Below are 18,372 nucleotides of genomic sequence, written 5' to 3' on the forward strand. Positions count from 1 at the left end.
GCCATGAGCAACAGATTGATTCCGGATGAGAGGATCCGGGACGATATTGCGGCCTGCGCAGACCTGCTGAAGCTTGAATTTGCCGGAAATGACCCAACCCAGCTGTATCAGCTTGCGTTCTCTCGCCTGACCAAACCCAATCTCTTCCGCCAGCTTGGCGGGAACCGGCACGCGGCCTTGCGCGCCCCCTTTCTGAAGGGCACCGATCAGAGGGATCAGTTTGTTCCGCATCTTGCCAGGGTTCTTGCCACCCAGGACATGATGAGTGTTCTGGACATTGGATGTGGAGACGGCACATCGACCGGCTTCCTGCTGGAGGCTTGCCCGGGCCTGGCAGACCGCATCACCCACATCACCTATTCAGATGTCAGCGACCCCTATCTGGATTCCTATGAGGAGGCCGTTGTGTCACGCTACGCGATCGCCTCGTCGGACCGGCTCAAAATGCCCTTCGACCGACTCGATTCCGTGGCGGCCGGGCGCCAGCATACGGTCTGCCTGATTCTTCATTCCCTGTATTTCCTGAGCGATCCCGGGACACTCCGCGCCAAACTCGCCGGATGGCTCGCTCCCGGGGCATTGGTCCTGATTGTGGTGGCCGATGAACGTGCCTGTTTCACGGGCGCGATGGTGGATAGCTATCTGAAAGCGTCCTCCGGGGGAGGCAAGAGCCTGCAGGACCCGGTCGCAGACTATGTGAAGAGCCTTGAAAACCACGCCACAGCGCAATCGACCGGGTTGACGCTATTGTCCCTTGAGCAACAGCCCACACGTATTTACGCCGATGATTTCGGAGACCTGATTGCTGCGGCATTTGTTACCACACTGATCGGTCTGGAAGGGGAGATGGGCGATAAAATCGATCATGTGGCAGACGCCCTGACAGAGCAGGCCGACTCCATCGATCTCACTCTGGAAACCCGGGGGCTGCGCCGAGGGTGCCTCTCCGTCGCCCAGCCTCAGCTCGTCGCGGTTTGCGAGTTTTCCGGCTGATCCTGTTCGTCAGCAGGCTCGGCTGGCGGGCTTTCCGAAGACATCTTCCCGCCCCGTCCCGAAAAGAGGGATTTGATGCCGCTGATCAGAAAAACGAGGACGGCCGCCCCGCACAGGGCGGTGTTCAGAATGTTGAAGACCGGGTTCAGCAGGCGTGGGTTTTCAAACCGGTCAAAATAGAGCAGCCACTGGCAGGAAAGCACCACGCCTGCGACCAGGAATAGCAGGATGATGAGTCTCTGGGCCTTCAGGTGCCCAAGCTGACGATCAAAATCCGCTTCGTCGGGGTCGAGATTGACGCTCCATACAAACGCCGTTGCCAGGATTCCGAAAAGCAGGGCGGCAATCCGGACAAGGCCGTTGGCGGCAACAAACTGACCCTTGAGGAGGAGCACGCTTGCAGATGCGATGAGCGACAACAGGATGAGTCCGTAATTTATCCTCAATCGTCCCATGTCTGACATTCCTCCTGCATGGTGCCGCTGGCTGAGTCGCGCCTGACTCCATTTTCCTGATATCGGCCCGTAATGCGCTCATGCTCACCATTCTCCCGGATCATGGCGAGGCCTCTGGCAAAGGCTCGCCGGAGCGCCTCGTCGCGAAAGACGATCCGGTAAGCTGTTGGGCAGAATGCCGGCGCGAATACATAGTCAGAGGCGTCCGACAGTGCGCCATGACCGGCAACCCGCTTCAGATAATGAGCCGTGACAAGCTCGTCAGCGATGACCGCATCGACGAACCCGGATTCCAGCATGGCGGCATGACTGAATTGATAGGGGCGTTCGGCGTATAATTCGAACCTGGAATGATCCTTGTCGAGGCCAGGGATGATATCTCTGGCGCCGGGAAAGCTGACGACCCGCTTGTCCGTCAATCCGGACAAGGGATCAGCGCCGAGTCCATCTGGAAAACTGTCTGACCGGAAAATGATCCCGTTCTGGTAGAGGGTGTACTCCGGTGAGCGATACCCTCCCAGATCAAGATCGCCGGGCACCATAAGCACGGCTCCGAACCGGCTGTCTCGTTCGAACTGGGCCCAATGACGTCCAAACGGCACGGTATGGAAGACTAGTTCCAGGTCCATATCCGCCGCTTCAAACGCGGCGGCGACGATTTCGGCCTCGCGTCCACCTCCCGTCCCATCGAGATGCAGAGGGACGAGCCCGCCCACGATATGAAGCTGCCTGGAACCCTCGCCGCCTTCCAGACTGATGCTTCTGAAAAAACCGAGCACCATGAGCGCGGCCGCGCATAATGCCCAGACAGACCCGATCAGAAAGGTCGAAACATCGTACAGGACTTTCACTGAGGGCCCTCGCCGGTGACAGGTCCGGTGGGTCCGGGTCCCCCACCATCCTTCGGCTCGGCCCACTCTATCTCTTCGAGAAGGAGATAGGTGCTGCCCGTCTTGAACAGGTCGAACAGGCTGTTTGCCAGCAGAAACGCCAATGACACGGAGATCAGGCCCGTGGCCAGGAAGGCGTCGTCCACGCCAAACAGGTGAAACACGGACACGACACTCGCATACACATGGTCCGGCGCAAATGGCGTGAGCCCGGAAATCTCCACTTCGCCGGGTCCGGTTCCGACAAGGCAGGCAACGCCGGAATTGCCGCAGGTCGACAAAAGCGCAAGTGGCGCGATGGCGAGCAGGCCGCACAGGAGATTATTGCGCCACCAGACACTGCCGGCCGCCGCCGACGCGTTCTTGGCGGGCGACGCCTCGTTCCGCATTCTGGCTTCCTGCCTCTGAATGGAGGCGATCCATCCGGAATTCAGCAGGAGCAAGGCAACATGGATGACGACATACCCCGACAGGGCACCGGCATCGAAAGGGGCTGTTGATGACGCCGCGAAGGCAATGAATTCGAACTCGACACAGAGGAAATAGAAGACCGATCCATGCAGGAATATCACGATGAGATGAAGCGCGACCGTAATGTCCTTCAGGGGAATCTTGCGTTGTTTGCCTTTTTCATCGGCGCTGAGCCTGCCGCCCTGATGTCCCCGCGCCTTGACTGCGGCAAAGATCAGGCCTCTCAGATTCCGCGGGACCCAGAAAAAGCGCAAGCCGAGCAGCATCATGTTCAGCAACAATGCGGACAGAAGAAGCACCCGTTCAAGGGAAAATCCATCCGGACTGAAAGCGACATTGGTCATGAATGTCCGCGAGCCCAGGAATACCTCCCGAAGCCCCAGGGCCATGGCAAACGCATAGACAGCCTGAATGACCGTCAGCCCTCCAATGTTTTCCTTGAAAGACGGTGTAGTCCACATGCGTCGGCCCCCCGGCACGCATCAAAAAGATCGTGCGAATATTGCGTCTCCATTTGCAACTGTAAAGCGCTTTCTGTAAATGCGGTCGCCTTTGACGCGCATCCTGATGCCCTGAAAGGGGTGTCCGGGATCAGCTGATGTTCTTGCGGACGGGACCCGGTTTCAGGGTGGCCCGGCTTGGCGGGAGAATCCGATATGGCCTGTCGGGAGGCCGAAGATGGCGGCCCCTTGTTCCATGGATGCTTGCTTGAACTCTTGGCATGACATCCAGGGGCGAAATGAGGGCGCAGGAATACGACACTCGCTCCTGCGCCCAAGGCTTGCCGTGCGTCCCCCTGGAAGCCTGCATGAGCCGTGGCGATCATGTACCGCGTCTCGGCGGTGCGTGCCTCCCCGGTTCAGGTGAGCCCCAGCCGGGAAGCAATCAGTGCGGCTTCGGCGCGTGTTGATATACCGAGCTTTGCGTAGACGGACTTGATGTGGCTGGCGATGGTGTTCTCACTGAGTCCCAGGGCGCGGGCGGCCTCGGAATTTCTCAGGCCTCGGCCGATCAAGCCGAGTACGTCGCGCTCACGTGGGGTCAGATCCTCGCCTTCATTTTCGGCAATGGCAGTCTTCCTGAAATGTTCAACGATGCGCCTGGCTATGGCCGGCGAGAGCGCCGGGAAGCCTTGCTGGATCAAGGCCAGCTGCCGGACAAAGGAGTCACGGGGTGAATCCTTCAGGAGATACCCGTGGGCTCCGCATGCAAGTGCGCCGACAACCGAGGAATCATCTCCCATCACGGTGGCGACGATAATGACCGTGTCCGGACGCTTTGAGGACAAGGCCGCAATAATGTCGGTTCCGTTTCCATCCGGCAGTCCCAGATCGATAATGGCCAGATCAAAGCTGTGCCGGGATATCATTCTCGCCGCTTCGGAAATCCGGGAGGCTTCGGAAATCGCGCAGCCTGGAAACGCGGCCTGCGCGGCATCCGCAAGCCAGGCGCGTGTTTCGGCAATGTCTTCCAGAACAAGGACGGACTTCATGTGCGGACCCCGTCGAGCGCCAGGGTCGCGGCCAATTTGGGGCCGGCGCCTTCCGTGCTGATCAGGAATGTTCCGCCGACGCTCTCGATACGGGCCTTCATGTTGGCCAGCCCCTTTCCGCGGTGAACTTCCGCGGTAGCGAACCCTTCGCCGTCATCGGTGATCTGGACCTGAAGGTCTCCCTCCGAGACCATGATGGAAACGATGAACACGGACGCGTTGGCATGCTTGATCGTGTTGCTCGCCGCTTCGCGCACGACGGACCGGAGCGCATGGATGCTGGCCGGTGTCAGGGTCAGCCCCGCGTCCGCCTGTAGGCTCCAGGATAGTCCGATCCGGTGTGGTTCCAGACGCTCGGCGGTTTCAGCGCGAAGATCAGCCAGCATCTCGTCCAGATCGAGCGCGCCGTCATGCGAGTGATTGATGACGTCGCGCAGATCGGCCACCGTGTCGCGAATGACGGAATCCTTCTTGTCCGGCGCTGTCGAATGCAGGGCGCGCAACAGCTGTGCCCCGATATTGTCATGCAGGTCACGAGCGATGCGCAGGCGTTCTTCCGACACCCCCCGATCATAAGCAGCCCGGCTTTCCGTCAATTGTATCGAAAGGCTGACCAGATGGCGGACCGTTTCAACATCATTGGAACTGAACAGGGCACGACCCTGACGTCCATATTCCAGTTTGAGGCTGGGGGAATCCGGAATGGACGGAATGTACAGGGTCAGGCCTTCATTGGCGATGCGAGGGGCGCTGATGCCAGCAGAACCGGGCGCCATGTCGAGCGGCTGGAAATAGCGTTTGAGGAGCTCCGTCCACGCTTGGCGTCGTTCGACGGCAGTCGGCTGGAATGCCGCGTCGGCCACGCCTTGAAAGAGCGCCTGTGCCGGCTGATGCGACCCACGAGTGAAGCGTTGCCAGAGGCTTTCGCGCAAAGGCAGGTAGGCAAAGCCGACGAGCAGCAAGGAAAGCCCGAAGGCTTCGGACCGGCCAAAGGAGAGCAGGGATATCAGCGCGAGATCAATGCCGATCAGCAGCACGATCGCCAGGGCATAGAAAACCAGCCGATAGGCCCATGCTCCAAGGTCGAACAGGCGATAGCGCAACAGGCCCGCAGCCAGTCCCGCATAGATGATCAGAAAGAAGGAGAAGGCATAGTTTTCGCGGATGAGGGGCGGGAAGCCGAAGGTGAGCGGCAGGGCTACGGAACCAATGAAGGCGCCAGCCCCGATCAGGACGGAGGCACCGAGCCAACGGGCTATCGCGGATTGTCTGGGGTCGGACCGGGACGCGTGTACCTGCCAGGCGACAGAGGCAATGATGGAAAACATTTCCACTGTTGTGATCCGCTGGACTTCTGCAAAATCCCGGAACGGACCGAAGGTGCGCAGCAGTGTCCAGGTTCCGAATCCAATGATCGTGACGGCGGCCAACAGTTTCCAGTGCGGCAAGCCTCGCGGATAGATGAGGAACAGGCAGGTCATCACAATGCCAAATCCCGATGCGCCGAGCATGTTGACGATCCAGAACCGGGAGACTGCCGCATCGTTCATCGGCAGGGCGATGGATCCAGGAAAGGAGGAGAAGCAGAACAGAAGCGTCATTAGCCCGCTGACGGCAAACAGGGTGCCGGCCAGACTGGACGGTTTCAGCGCCCAGACCCAGACCGACATCAGATAGGCCAGAATGCCTGTGAGGAGAGAGGTCCAGATTCCGGGATCGATCCGAAGCGGATGCCGCCACGCGGACAGATCGGCTGTCCAGCCGGTCGCCGGCTGCAGGGACACGGCCACCATGCCGAGAAACAGCGCGACACCCAGGACTGACAGGACAATGATGCGCATGAGCGGCGGCATCTTCAGCCGTCCGCCGCCCAGTGCCATGCGTGGCGCGCGCCCTGTCATCGTCGTCCGGTCCCCCAATGATTGACCTTCAACGCTGTAGCGCTGGAAATCTGCCCCGGCTACTGGCAAACGGTCGCGCTCCGGTTGCTGCCGCTCATCGTGCAGTGCGCCCAACGGTACTTTTCCCGCGTTGCCGCTGAAATCTCGGAGGCGCTCGGAGTCCTGGATGGGGTGAAGGTGGTTGAAGAGCTGCTGTAGCTCGGCGCACTTGTACCGTACATTTGCTGCCAGCGTGCATTTGCCATTCCGGGAGCATTCGTGCCGGTTCCGAACGTGCCTTCAAGGCCTGTGCCCCGTGCAGCAAGTTCCGCATTGGCGGCTGACCGGACTGGTCCGGACGGGAACCAGAGTGCCGCGGCGTAGAGGTCATTGGTCGACAGATCGCCCATCCGGCCAGCTGCACGCGTGGCCAGAATGGCCCTTTCGGCGAGGTCGAGCGATCCGGTGGAGTTGATTGCCGCACTCACAGCCTCCTGGTAGCGTCCCTGGGACAGGGGCACTTCTACCTGTTCCCGCAATGCCGCCATCCGCGCGTCATGTTCGGCCTTTTCCCGGAAATAGGTTTCCCATTCGGTGGCGGCTTCGCATCCGCCCGCATGCCCGAAGTCGCACGCCCGACGCATGTACATTGTGCCAAGTTCGTGTTCTCCGATATTGAGATAGACACCGCCAACATTGCGGCAGTCCGCACCACTTTTCTGTTCATCGCACCTGATCATGGAATAGGTCAGGCCCTTTTCCGCATCGAATGTATCTGCGTCGGGGTTGGCATAGATGCGCGCAGCGATGTCACATCCCATTTCGTCATGAAACTGGTTGCAGGCCTGTTCCGCAAACCAGCCGGCGGTCGGCATGTCGATCAGGTCCTTGTATTGCCCTTTCTTGCCGTCCCACGACCAGTCGAGTCCCCAGTAGCAGGGGTTTTCCACTCCGGCTTTGCAGCCGACTTTCGCAATCTCCACGGCCTGGGTCAGATTGAAGGCCGGGGAGGCCTCACTGATACGGTGACCGATGGCGCGACTGCACCCGTCCACATGGCCCATCCCGCAAGCGCGCTCCATGTATCCGACGCCGCGCAGGATGTCCTGTTCGAGATTTCCTTCGCCTGTACTGATCAGGATGCCACTTGTGGAGCATCCATCGGGCACGCCGAGATCGCAGGATCTTAGAAAGAAGTCGACAGCGCGCCTTTGATCGGCCGTCACGCCTTGCCCCTGGGCGTATTCTGCGCCGGTGTAGAAGCAGGCTTCTGCGTCGCCAGCCTGACAGGCGGCTTCGGAAGGGGCCTGTTGGCTCCAGGCGTATGAGGCCGCGGCAAACGCCAGGCCGAACAGGATTGCATTTCTCAACATAAGGATCTCCAGTCACCGGGGGTGCTGCAAGAATGCCGGTAAGGCTTGTCTTGTGCCTCCCCGGTTCAGGTGAGGGGAGGCGAGCCGTCTGTTGCTGTCCGACGGCGTCGTCGTGTCTGAGTTCCGTATACATTCAGAATAGACCGTGGCCTTGCCATCCAACGGCCTGTGGTCGTTTTGCGCACTTGGCAGGCCGCCTTTCACTCGCCTAAAAGATATATCGTTTGGCGGGTGAGGAGAAGATCATGACACTGCTGTGGAACAGGCGCCGGGTGCTGGCGCTGGGCGCGTCAGCGACGGCGGCAGCCTGCGCACCGGCCATTCAGGAGCCTGCAGATGCGGATGTGATCATATTGGGCGCAGGTCTGGCAGGTCTGCATGCCGCGCGCATGCTTGCCGCAGACGGGATCAAGGTGAGGGTGCTCGAAGCCTCGCGGCGCGTCGGCGGGCGGATGTGGACGCTGGACGAGCTTCCGGGCGCGCCCGAAGCCGGCGGGCAACAGGTTGGCCAGTCCTATGCACGTATCCGAAGCACAGCGCGGGATCTGGGCATTGCCATCAATCCGCCGACCACACCCATGTCCCGCGACAAGACGATCGCTCTGAACGGGGCCGTATTTGATGCCCGCGAATGGGCCGCGCATGCGGACAATCCATTTCCGGAGGCATTCAGGGCTTTCACACCGGACATGGCCCTGTTCATGGCGGCGGCGCGCGCAAACCCGTTGGAAGACCAGTATGCATGGCGCGAAGCGGGACCGGAGCACGACATCTCTGCCGATGCCTTTCTTGCACAGGCCGGATTCGATCCGTCCTCACGGAGATTGTGTGAGATCGCGCTGAATGCCAATGACCTACAATCCTATTCGATGCTCAATCTTTACAGGACCCTGGTCCTGTTCAATCAGGATGGAATGACCGGCCCGCCGGGGGAGATCGAGGGCGGGGCGCAGCGCTTGCCGGAGGCAATGACGGCCAGCCTGCCGGACGGGACAGTGAAGCTGGGGATGCCGGTGACCGGCATCGATGTGCAGGCCAATCGTGTCCACATTCGCTCGGGTACTCACACTCTGAGTGCGCCCTATGTGATCTGCGCCTTGCCCTTTCCGGTCCTGGCCAGGCTGGACCTGAAAGCGCCGCTGAATTCCGTTCAGAACGCAGCCATCGGAACGCTTCCCTATACCCGCATCCATCAGGTTCATCTGACGCTGGATGCGCCGTTTTCAGACGGGCTTCCCGAAATGATGTGGACCGATTCACCGATCGAGCGGGTGTTTCCCGTGCGCAGCGCGGCGGGTGAAACGATCGGGCTGTCCTGCTGGATCAATGGGGCTGGGTGTCGGCCGGAAGCGAGCGATGCAGAATGGATGGCGCTGGCCGAGCAAACGCTCAAGACCCTGCGCGGTGTGAAGGCGACCGCCCGCAAGGTGGTGCGATGGGATGAAGCCCAGCCCTTGTCGGGCGGCGCCTACATGCATTGGGCACCCGGGCAAATCGGAGCCTGGGCACAAGCCATGGGCCGCCCGGCAGGCCGACTGCATTTCGCAGGCGAACATGTCTCACGCCTGCACACCGGCATGGAGGGGGCGATGGAATCCGCCGAACAGGCAGCCTACGCCATATTCGAGGCAATGTCCTGACCCGAGGGGTGGGGTAACTGCAATCAAGTCCGTAAGCAGATTAAGCAAGAACGTGGATCGTGTGAGCGCCATCACCGGGCACGAATGTGTGTGCGGGAAAATTTCAGGCTTGGCGGCAGGGCGCAGCTGTGTATTCTGATATGGTATATCAAATGGGGAGTCTCATGAAATCACTGTTCCGCTTTTCCGCCTTGTTCGCCGCATTGGGGGTGTCCGCTGCCTGCGCGACCGTAAGTCAGGCCCAGGTGGCGCAACTCGACCCGTCCGATGCATCCGACACGATCACCCTCATGCGGAAGGTGCAGTGTTCCACAGTGGACGACGCGCCAGCTGTCTATTGGTGGCACGGCAAGGCCTATTCCCGGAAGCAGGGAGAGAAGGATGTGCATCTGTTCGATGTCGAGGGCATGAACATCCGTGCCTGTTCGACCATTTCGGACGAATCGGCTGGGGAAGGCTTTCATCTCGTGTCGCGCGAGATCCTGCTCTACAAGGACAAGACAACAGGTGAAGTGCTGAAAACCTGGGACAATCCATGGACCGGGCAGACCGTAAACGTGATGCATGTTGCGAATGACCCGGTGAACTTCAAGATGTTCGAGACGGGGCGCGACGGGAAGCCGGCCACCTGGTCCGGCGAGATCGGCGGCGGCAGTTGGTGGATGCGCAACACGTTCCCGCTCTGGTACCCGAACCCGCTCGGCGGCGATTACCAGCCGGAAATCGGAGGCACCTATCACGCTACCGAAATGTTCAATTTCTTCGGCCGTACGGAGGATCTGCTGGATCCTGCGACGACCACCGCCAAGATCACGGTCGGCTGGTCACGCGTGTCGGACTGGCTGCCATGGATGGAGATGAATGGCCGGGAAGGTGTGATGTACATGCACACCGCTGGTCGCAAGCTTGGCAGTTATGATGAGCTGTCCGACACAATGAAGTCAGAGATTGCAGCACATTATCCGGAATATGCGAGCCCTCCGCCTTCTGGCGATCCGCGTTCGAACATGACGAGCTGGGGGTATTACAAGGGTGTTCGTGAAGGCGAAATCGACCTTCCGGCGAGATAGTCGCTCTCGGCACCTTTCAATGACGCGAGGCCGGGCCAATGGGTCCGGCCTCTTGTGTTCGGGTGCCTCCAAACCGTGCAAGGTGTGCCTGGAAAGACACGATTCGTGGTGTAAACTTTCGACAATCCCCGAAAAAGCGCTTGCCATGCCCACAATGATTAGCAAGATATATTGATATACCAAATAAAAGGTATGGTCTCGGAGACGAAAATGGGGGAACCATCCATGTCCAAAACATTTCTCCTGGCTGGTACGGCAGCCATGGCTTTCACATTCATGTCCGCGCCGGCAAGCGCACAGGATGATGGCGAGGTGGAAGCGGAGTCGCGCCAGAACGTGATTACGGTCACGGCCAGAAAAACCGAGGAGTCCATTCAGGACATCCCGATTTCCGTTTCCGCGATCGGTGCCGACGCGATCAGCGAACAGGCCATTACCAATATTGCGGAACTGTCCGACTTCGTGCCTGGCTTTCAGCAACAGCAGGCGTTCGGGCGTGATGGGGATCGCCCGGTCATTCGGGGCACATCGAACATCCTGATCTCCGAAGGCAAGGTCGGCATCTTCGTGGATGGTGTTCCGTTCTTCGGGGATTCCAGCTCACTGGACCTGACCAGTTTTGAGCGGGTCGAGATCATCAAGGGCCCGCAAAGCGCCGTGTTCGGACGGGGCACGCTGTCGGGCGCGATCAACTATGTCACCCGCAAGCCGGGAGACGAGCCGGTCTCCGGCCAGATTTCCGGAGAGTTCGGAGAACACGGCTATGCGCAGGGGGCGGGCTTTGTGAATGTCCGCGTCAACGACATGCTGGCATTCAGCGCGAACGCAAAGATCTCGACGTTTGACGGTGACTATGAGAACGCTCTTGGCGGTGACCTCAACGGCCGTGAAACCAGCACCTTTGGCGGCGCGGTCTTCTTCGATCCGTTCGAAGATCTGAGCATCAGCGCGCGGTATATCACGGCGGAAGACGAAGACACGCACTTCGCCATCGCCCTGACGGATTCGGCCGACAACAATTGTTATCTGGACACCCGCGGGTATTATTGCGGCACCGTTTCCATGCCGAGCGAGATCGAGCTGAATACGGACAATCTGCTGCATCCGGGGCTCTATCGCGAATCGGATCGCGGGTTCCTGTCTGCCGATTGGGACATCATGGGGTCCGGATACTCCCTGACCTATCAGGCGGGTGTCACCGAAATCTACGAACGGACCGGTACGGACCAGACCTATAATGGCGATGAGGCCTTCTTCATCGGGCCGGCCTGCGTCTTCTTCATCACCAATTGCGACACGGTTTCTCCGTTCAATGATACGGGCGCCTCACAGCGCACGGCCTTTACCAATGAGGTCCGCCTGTCGTCGCCCAGTACGGACGCGTTCCGCTGGCGTATCGGGGCCTATACGTCGCGCGAGCAACGCAAGCCGCTGGCCGAATTCATCGAGTTCACGGAGTTCGGTCCTGACTCCCTCAGCGACATTACCGAAATCGACAACGTCGCCTTCTTCGGCGGAGTTGAGTATGACGTGAATGACCAACTCACGGTCGGGCTCGAAATCCGTCAGGCGGAGGACGACATCAAGTCGATGGGGCAGCAATACGTCCTGTCGCAATATGTCGATCCATCCGTCGTTGCGGGTCTTCCGGCCTTCATCAAGAATCCGAACCAGGTGGTGGGCAGCACGGATGTGCGTGAGGCTTCCTTCGAATTCACGGCACCGCGCTTGACGGTCGATTACCGCATCGACAATGACGCGATGATTTACGGACAGTATGCAGAAGGCAACTCTCCGGGCGGGTTCAACAATCTTGACGCACCGCAGACCACATATGAGGAAGAGAAACTCAAGAGTTTCGAAGTGGGCGCGAAGACATCGAAATTCGGTTTCGACCGTTTGAACGTGTCGGCCTTTTTCAACCAGTTTGAAAACCAGGTCCTGACCAACACTTACACGACCGGTGCTGGCGGTGTGGATTCCTATCGGGCCAATATCGGCGAAACCGAAATCTTCGGTATCGAAGTCGAGTTCGTGAAGGCATTGACCGACGATCTGACCGTCTACGGTTCGTATGGATACCTGGATGCGGAAATCACCGAAGGTGTGGACCGCGACCATGCGATCCTGCTGGCCGGCGCTGCGTGCAATGACCTGGCTGCGGCAGGGTGTGCGGAAGCGGGCGACATTTCGGGCAAGACGCCGCCACTCGTTTCCGACCACCAGGCAGCCATCGGCACACGCTATGATTTCGATATCGGGTCCAGCGATGTGGACTACTATATCGGCGGGGACCTGACCTATCGGTCGTCCTTCTACGCCCAGGTTCACAATGAAGCCGAAACGGGCGACGCCACGCGCGTGAACCTCCGGGCCGGTGCCGAGTTCGGCAACATCTCGTTCCAGATCTGGGGCAAGAACGTCTTCGAGGATGACACGGTTTCCGGCATCCTGCGCTATGTCGATTTCAATGCGCCAGCATCGCCCGCCGGCAGCACGCGCGCCTTTGGTGTGACACCGGCTCCGGCGTCGCAATGGGGCGCCACCGCAACGCTGCGCTTCTAGGCGGGATGCGGTCCTGAACCCAACCGAACGGCCCGGCACGCAGTGTCGGGCCGTTTCTGCATGAAAGGGAGAGACAATGACTGACCTGAGGAAGCTCGTCGCCTGCGCCATGCTGGGCGGCATGTTTACGGGGCCCGCGCTGGCGCAAGACTCTGAAAACGTTCCTGGCTGGCTCGAAAAGGATTTCGTCGAGTTTGCTGAACGGCTTGAAGGGCGCTGGGACAATGACCGGCACGTATTTTTTGCGGAGGATGCCGGCATGGACCCGGACGGCATCGCGCCGCGGCAGCACACGACATTCCGAGCCTCGGACATGACCGACGACGAGACGGGTCATGCCCTTCAGTCCGTTACGGACATGCCGACCGGCGAACAGTTGAGGCTGCGTCACGTGCTTTCCCTTGATGCCGACGCGAAAACCATTGTGCAGACGGTGAGCCATCCGGACCTGCCCGAGTGTCGAATTGCCTGGACGAGGACCGGCTCCCAGTTCGAAGGCGCCGCTGCAGGCGCAGGGTGCGAGGCGATGTTTGGCACCGGCATCCTCACAATGACGCTCTCGGACCAGGAATTCTGGATCAGCCGAGTTACTGGCGACGGCGTCGTGGAGTTGCGGATGCGCCGGGCGCGTCCCTTTGAATGCTGGACGGCCATCCTTCGCGGGACCAGCCATGGCGACAGCGGCGCGGGCATGGATGATTGGTGGTTTCGCCGGGGCGTGAAGCTGCATGATCAGGGCGGTGTGGCCGAACTGGTGACGGATGAAACGCCGCCGCGCAAAGTGCGCCTGAAGCTACGGGATGTCGACTGGCCCTATGGCACCAACCGGCCATCGCTGACCCTGTATGTGATGGAAGGTGAAAGTGACCGCGCGGTCTCCTATGCGTGGGGCGAGGCCGGAGCCGAGCGGCTGGGGCTCAATCTGCGCTGGCTGCAGGCAAGTTGTTCGTATGCACCGGAAAGCAGGGAGGACTAGACAGGCAGTTCGGTCGTGTTCTTCAGGCATTCCATGGCAAATGTGGCACTCACATCCGACACATGAACCCGGGAGATCAGCGCCTTGTAGACCCGGTCATACTCCGCAACGCTGGCGACCGTGATCTTGAGAAGATAGTCGACATCTCCGGCCATTCGGTAAAATTCGACCACTTCCGGAATCGACTCCACGGTCTGGGCGAAGGCTTCGAGCCATTCGGAAGAATGCTCGTTCGTGCGAATGGCGACAAACACGGTCTGACCAAGTCCGACCTTCTCCGGATCGCACAGGGCCACACGGCGGGAAAGCGTGCCGGACTCCTCAAGGCGCTTGACGCGCCGCCAGCACGTATTGACCGAGACGCTCAGTTTTTCTGCGATTGATTCCAGGGAAATCGTCGCATCATGCTGAAGCAGTCTCAGGATTTTTCGGTCAGTTTCATCGATCATTCGGTAAACATACACCAAAACAGAATACTGTCACCAAAAAATCGAATATCGTGATTAAAATTCAGATGATTTTTGCCCATGCATGTGGAAAATCAATCGTCTCACAGGGAGAGACGAATGGCATTTTCAGGACAGATCGGTCACGACGTCACGCGTGACAGCCGACTTGTGGCACTTGGCGGGATGGTGGGACACACGCCGCTTCTCGCCGTGCACCTGAAATGCCGGGGAGAGCGCCGTACGATCTTCGCGAAGGCAGAGCACTACAATCTGACCGGCAGCATCAAGGATCGTATGGCGCTCAACATTTTGCGATGTGGGTATCGGTGCGGTGCGCTCAAGGAAGGCGATTTGATCGCCGAGGCGACAAGCGGCAATGCCGGCATTGCCATGGCCGCCATCGGGCGTGCCCTTGGCCACAAGGTGCGCATCTACATGCCAGACTGGATGAGCGACGAGCGCAAAAGCTTGCTGCGCTCCCTCGGGGCAGAGTTGCATCTTGTCAGTCGGGAGGAGGGCGGATTTCTCGGGGCAATCGCCGCGGCGGAGGCCCTGGCCGATGCCCGCCCGGATGTCTTCCTTCCGCGTCAGTTTTCCAATGGCGACAATTGCAATGCCCATATGGGCACGACTGGCCCGGAAATCGCCTGGCAGCTCCAGCAGGTCGGCAAGATGCCGGACGCGTTCGTTGCAGGTGTCGGCACCGGCGGAACAATCATGGGTGTGGGACGCGCGCTGCGCACGATCAATCCGGATGTGCGCCTGCACGCCCTGGAACCGGCAGAATCGCCGACACTGTCGACGGGGCACAAGATCGGGCACCATCGCATCCAGGGCGTGTCGGATGATTTCATTCCGGCCATCGTCAAGCTGGACGAACTGGATGAAATTGTGTCGGCCCATGACGGCGATGCGATCCTGATGGCCCAGCGACTGGCTGCGGAACTGGGTCTGGGGGTCGGCATTTCCTCCGGGGCCAACCTGATTGGCGCGCTGAAGGTGCAGGACCGGATGGGACACGATGCGGTTGTGGCCACGGTTTTCGCGGACGACAACAAAAAGTATCTGTCCACGGACCTCTCGAGGGAAGAACCTGTGAGACCCGGTTATCTGACACCGGATGTGGAATTCCTTGGATATGACTGCATTCCGGGCCGGATCGACCCTGCGGCTGTGCGGGCCGTTGCCTGACGCTCCAGAAATATCCCTCCGATCGCAAACAAATCCTCCTCGGGGACTAGGCAATCCCCTATAATGATATATCATTAGTGGGAAGCCTGAGGGGAGTATTCCACATGAAGAGATTTTTGACAGGGGCGCTCGGCGCCGCCTTGCTTGCAGCCTGCGCGACCGGCCCCGTGGGCCAGAGTGTCACCGCCTCACCAACGCCCGCCGAGACGGCGCCACAAGTCAACCCTCTCGACCTGCGCCGGACCACCCTGATCGTGCGGGACATGGAGTCCTCCCTGGCGCTGTACCGGGATGCCCTGGGCATGACGGTGGAGTATGATCAGGAACTCACGTCTCCGGGGCTGACCGGTCGTCATGGCGCCGACGGCAAGAACCGCTCGCGTCTGGTTCTTCTCAAGGCAAATGACAGCTTTATCGGCATGCTGGGTCTCTGGCAGTTTCTCGACCAGACCGACAAGGATCTTGCGGAGCCGGACGCGGCGGACTTCACGCCAGGAGAGATCGTGCTGCTTTTCAACTCCAAGACGCTCGATACGACATTCCCTGCAGCGGCGGCTGCGCCCGGCGTCACGGTGATCGGCGAGCCGCATGAACGTCGCTATCCGTCGGAGGCCGGGGACATCGTCGTGAATGTGTCCATGCTGGTCGATAATGACGGGCATACGGTTGAGCTCAACCAACTGGTTTCAGACCCGCGCCAGAACTAGGGCGAGGAGGGAAACTGACATGAAAACGACCACACTCTTTCTCGCCGGGTTTCTGGCGACTGTGGCTGCCTGTTCCGTGGGGACGCCATCCAGTTCCGATGCCCCGCCTGCAGTCGCGGCCGGGTTCGATCCGCTCGACACGATGTCACCAGCCTCCAGCAAGGCGGACGCGCTGGCTCTGCCGTTGCAAGTCGTCACGCTGTCCACCCGCGATATTGCGGCTATTGAACGGTTCTATGTGGACGGCCTTGGAATGACCCTCTCCGGTCCTGTCGAGGTCGGGGCGGATGTGCAGGCCCGTCAGGCTGAGCTCTGGGACATGCCGGAAGGGCTCGGTTGGCAGGAGTTTCACCTGACTCGGCCCGGCGCCGACATCCATGGGCGGCCCGCCATGGCCATACGGGTCCTTGTGGTCGACCAGGACGTGCCCAGCGTTCATGACAGCTGGGATTCGAGATCCTATGGCGGGTTCTCGATGGGCTTCCCGAACAAGGATCAGATTGGCCTGGACGCGAAAATTCGCGGACTGGGGTTTGGAGCCCGCGCCAGTTCGGCAGAAATCTATGACGTGCCGCGTACAGATGGCTCAATGTACTCCATTCACGAAACCATCTTCGATGCCCCGGATCATGTTCACGCGGTCGGCATCGACCGCGTTGGCATGTTGCCTCTCGGCGCCGTGGACAGCGATACCGGGCTGGGCGGGCCCGGCTATTCCGCGCAGGTGATTGATGACAGCGATTCCGTTCTGGCATTCTACACAGGCGTGCTCGGCCTGGAGGTCCGCCGCGACAGTATCTTCAAGTCGGCGGGATCCGACGGCGCGATGGCATTGCCGGACGGTACGGAATTCCGGTTCACGATACTCATGTCTCCGGGCCATGGCCCCGGCGGACACATGCTGTTCGTGGACTTCACAAATATTGACGGCATTGATTCCGGCGTGGCCCCGCGCGTTCCGCATCTGGGGATCGGCATGTGGTCCTACCCGGTCACTAGCCTCGACGAGGTCCTGCGGCGCGCGCGTGAGGCCGGCACGCCCATCGTCCATGGGCCAGTCGAGTTTGCGGACCCGCTGCACGGGAAGGTGCGCGCAGCGACACTGTTGGCTCCGAACGAGTTTCTGATCGAAGTCTTCGAGACGGTTGCGCCATGATACGGATCCTGCTGGCAATGATCGCGCTATTCGCAGTTGCCGGATGCGCAAGCGCTGATGTCTCTGCGGGTTCGGGCGTAGATGCGGACCATTCCGACGTTGCTGGCCTGACCGGGTGGAACGAGATCGTGATCACGACACGGAATGTTTCGGACTGGCACGCATTTCTTACCGAGGATGCCGGGTGGGAATTACGCGCCCGGCAGCCTGTCGGGGCGGGCCTGAAGGTCTTGTGGAACCTGCCGTCAACCGCGACGGGTGAGGAATACGTCTTTGCCAATATCGGTGCCCAACGGGGATTCATTCGGCTGGTGCAACTGGAAGGCGTGGAACAGGAAATGATCCGGGTCGATGACCGGCCCTGGGACACGGGCGGCTACTTCGACTTCAACGTGCGCGTGGCGGGATTGTGGGCCTTGCGCGAAAAGATGATTGCCCGGGGCTGGCAGGGTGACAGCGCGCCCATCCAGTACACGTTCGGACCGTTCGAGGTGATTGAATGGATCGCGCGGGGGCACGACGGGGTCCGCGTTGCATTCATCGAACGTCTCAATCCGGAGCTGGAAGGCTGGCCCGATCTCAAGATCATGAGCCGCACCTTCAATGCAACGCAGACCGTCCGGGACATGGACACCGCACGTGCTTTCTTCCAGGGCGTGCTGGGCATGCAGACTTATCTGGAACATGTGGGCGCCAGCGAGGTGCCCGGTCCCAATGTGCTGGGCCTGCCGCACGAAGCAGCCGCGGAGATCGATCGGATCGTATACATTCTGCACCCGCAGGGCGTGAACGAGGGATCGGTGGAACTGCTCGCCTTTGACGGCGCCAGCGGTCGTGACCTGTCCGGGCATGCGAAACCGGCCAATATTGGCCTGTCCGTCCTGAGATACCCGGTCGCAGATCTGGAGGCGACGATGCGTGCGATCTCGGAGCGGGGCGGGAAATTTGAAGCTGATCCGGTGACGCTGGACATGGCGCCGTATGGGCGCGTACGGTCGGTGGCTATGGTTGCACCGGATGGTGGGCGTCTCGAGATTTATCAGGTTCTGAACTGAGGTGTTCCG

General features: G+C 60.2%; 16 protein-coding genes. 9 read left to right on the top strand and 7 right to left on the bottom strand.

Annotation, left to right across the window (positions count from 1 at the left end):
* The first annotated feature begins 3 nt into the window (after positions 1-3).
* On the top strand, positions 4-993 hold the full coding sequence (locus tag HF955_RS14825) for a hypothetical protein (RefSeq protein WP_291076150.1): 990 nt from the start codon (positions 4-6) through the stop codon (positions 991-993).
* Here HF955_RS14825 and HF955_RS14830 read toward each other — a convergent pair.
* The 6 genes from HF955_RS14830 to HF955_RS14855 all read right to left on the bottom strand — a co-directional run bounded on the left by HF955_RS14830 (position 960) and on the right by HF955_RS14855 (position 7,554).
* Positions 960-1,448 (bottom strand): hypothetical protein, encoded by a 489-nt coding sequence (locus HF955_RS14830; RefSeq protein ID WP_291076151.1) that lies wholly within the window; start codon positions 1,446-1,448, stop codon positions 960-962. The two genes, HF955_RS14825 and HF955_RS14830, sit on opposite strands and share 34 nt — an antisense overlap.
* The gene (locus HF955_RS14835) at positions 1,436-2,164 is read right to left on the bottom strand and encodes an ABC transporter substrate-binding protein (RefSeq protein ID WP_291076153.1); all 729 of its coding nucleotides are present in this window, start codon (positions 2,162-2,164) and stop codon (positions 1,436-1,438) included. Before HF955_RS14835 ends, HF955_RS14830 begins: the two co-directional genes overlap by 13 nt.
* A gap of 131 nt (positions 2,165-2,295) precedes the next feature.
* A complete protein-coding gene (locus HF955_RS14840) occupies positions 2,296-3,270 on the bottom strand; it encodes a hypothetical protein (RefSeq protein WP_291076154.1) in 975 nt (324 codons plus the stop codon).
* 398 nt (positions 3,271-3,668) lie between these two features.
* Complete coding sequence (locus tag HF955_RS14845) at positions 3,669-4,301, bottom strand: response regulator transcription factor (RefSeq protein ID WP_291076156.1); 633 nt, start codon at positions 4,299-4,301, stop codon at positions 3,669-3,671.
* Positions 4,298-6,316 (bottom strand): ATP-binding protein, encoded by a 2,019-nt coding sequence (locus HF955_RS14850; RefSeq protein WP_291076157.1) that lies wholly within the window; start codon positions 6,314-6,316, stop codon positions 4,298-4,300. The genes HF955_RS14845 and HF955_RS14850 overlap by 4 nt, the downstream gene beginning before the upstream one ends.
* Positions 6,262-7,554 (bottom strand): tetratricopeptide repeat protein, encoded by a 1,293-nt coding sequence (locus HF955_RS14855; protein ID WP_291076158.1) that lies wholly within the window; start codon positions 7,552-7,554, stop codon positions 6,262-6,264. Before HF955_RS14855 ends, HF955_RS14850 begins: the two co-directional genes overlap by 55 nt.
* Positions 7,555-7,799: 245 nt before the next feature.
* Between HF955_RS14855 and HF955_RS14860 the strand changes: the two genes are divergently transcribed.
* The 4 genes from HF955_RS14860 to HF955_RS14875 all read left to right on the top strand — a co-directional run bounded on the left by HF955_RS14860 (position 7,800) and on the right by HF955_RS14875 (position 13,805).
* Entirely contained in the window at positions 7,800-9,194 is a 1,395-nt protein-coding gene (locus HF955_RS14860; RefSeq protein WP_291076160.1) for an NAD(P)/FAD-dependent oxidoreductase, read from the top strand.
* A 164-nt stretch (positions 9,195-9,358) separates the two neighbouring features.
* Positions 9,359-10,264 (top strand): DUF1838 family protein, encoded by a 906-nt coding sequence (locus HF955_RS14865; RefSeq protein WP_291076162.1) that lies wholly within the window; start codon positions 9,359-9,361, stop codon positions 10,262-10,264.
* Positions 10,265-10,489: 225 nt separating this feature from the next.
* The gene (locus HF955_RS14870) at positions 10,490-12,829 is read left to right on the top strand and encodes a TonB-dependent receptor (RefSeq protein ID WP_291076164.1); all 2,340 of its coding nucleotides are present in this window, start codon (positions 10,490-10,492) and stop codon (positions 12,827-12,829) included.
* Between the two features lie 76 nt (positions 12,830-12,905).
* Positions 12,906-13,805, top strand: coding sequence for a hypothetical protein (locus tag HF955_RS14875; RefSeq protein WP_291076166.1), 900 nt, complete (start codon positions 12,906-12,908; stop codon positions 13,803-13,805).
* Here the strand turns inward: HF955_RS14875 and HF955_RS14880 are convergent.
* Positions 13,802-14,254 carry an Lrp/AsnC family transcriptional regulator gene (locus tag HF955_RS14880; RefSeq protein ID WP_291076168.1) on the bottom strand — a complete coding sequence of 151 codons (453 nt, stop codon included), beginning with the start codon at positions 14,252-14,254 and terminating at the stop codon, positions 13,802-13,804. The two genes, HF955_RS14875 and HF955_RS14880, sit on opposite strands and share 4 nt — an antisense overlap.
* Positions 14,255-14,371: 117 nt before the next feature.
* Between HF955_RS14880 and HF955_RS14885 the strand changes: the two genes are divergently transcribed.
* The 4 genes from HF955_RS14885 (at position 14,372) to HF955_RS14900 (ending at position 18,363) form a co-directional block, all read left to right on the top strand.
* The gene (locus HF955_RS14885; RefSeq protein WP_291076170.1) at positions 14,372-15,445 is read left to right on the top strand and encodes a PLP-dependent cysteine synthase family protein; all 1,074 of its coding nucleotides are present in this window, start codon (positions 14,372-14,374) and stop codon (positions 15,443-15,445) included.
* A gap of 104 nt (positions 15,446-15,549) precedes the next feature.
* Positions 15,550-16,152: a VOC family protein gene (locus HF955_RS14890; RefSeq protein WP_291076171.1), complete on the top strand. Its 603-nt coding sequence runs from the start codon at positions 15,550-15,552 to the stop codon at positions 16,150-16,152.
* 19 nt (positions 16,153-16,171) lie between these two features.
* Positions 16,172-17,308: a VOC family protein gene (locus HF955_RS14895; RefSeq protein ID WP_291076173.1), complete on the top strand. Its 1,137-nt coding sequence runs from the start codon at positions 16,172-16,174 to the stop codon at positions 17,306-17,308.
* A complete protein-coding gene (locus tag HF955_RS14900) occupies positions 17,305-18,363 on the top strand; it encodes a VOC family protein (RefSeq protein ID WP_291076175.1) in 1,059 nt (352 codons plus the stop codon). Before HF955_RS14895 ends, HF955_RS14900 begins: the two co-directional genes overlap by 4 nt.
* Positions 18,364-18,372 lie beyond the last annotated feature (9 nt).

The sequence above is a fragment of the Hyphomonas sp. genome, assembly GCF_017792385.1.
GTDB lineage: Bacteria > Pseudomonadota > Alphaproteobacteria > Caulobacterales > Hyphomonadaceae > Hyphomonas.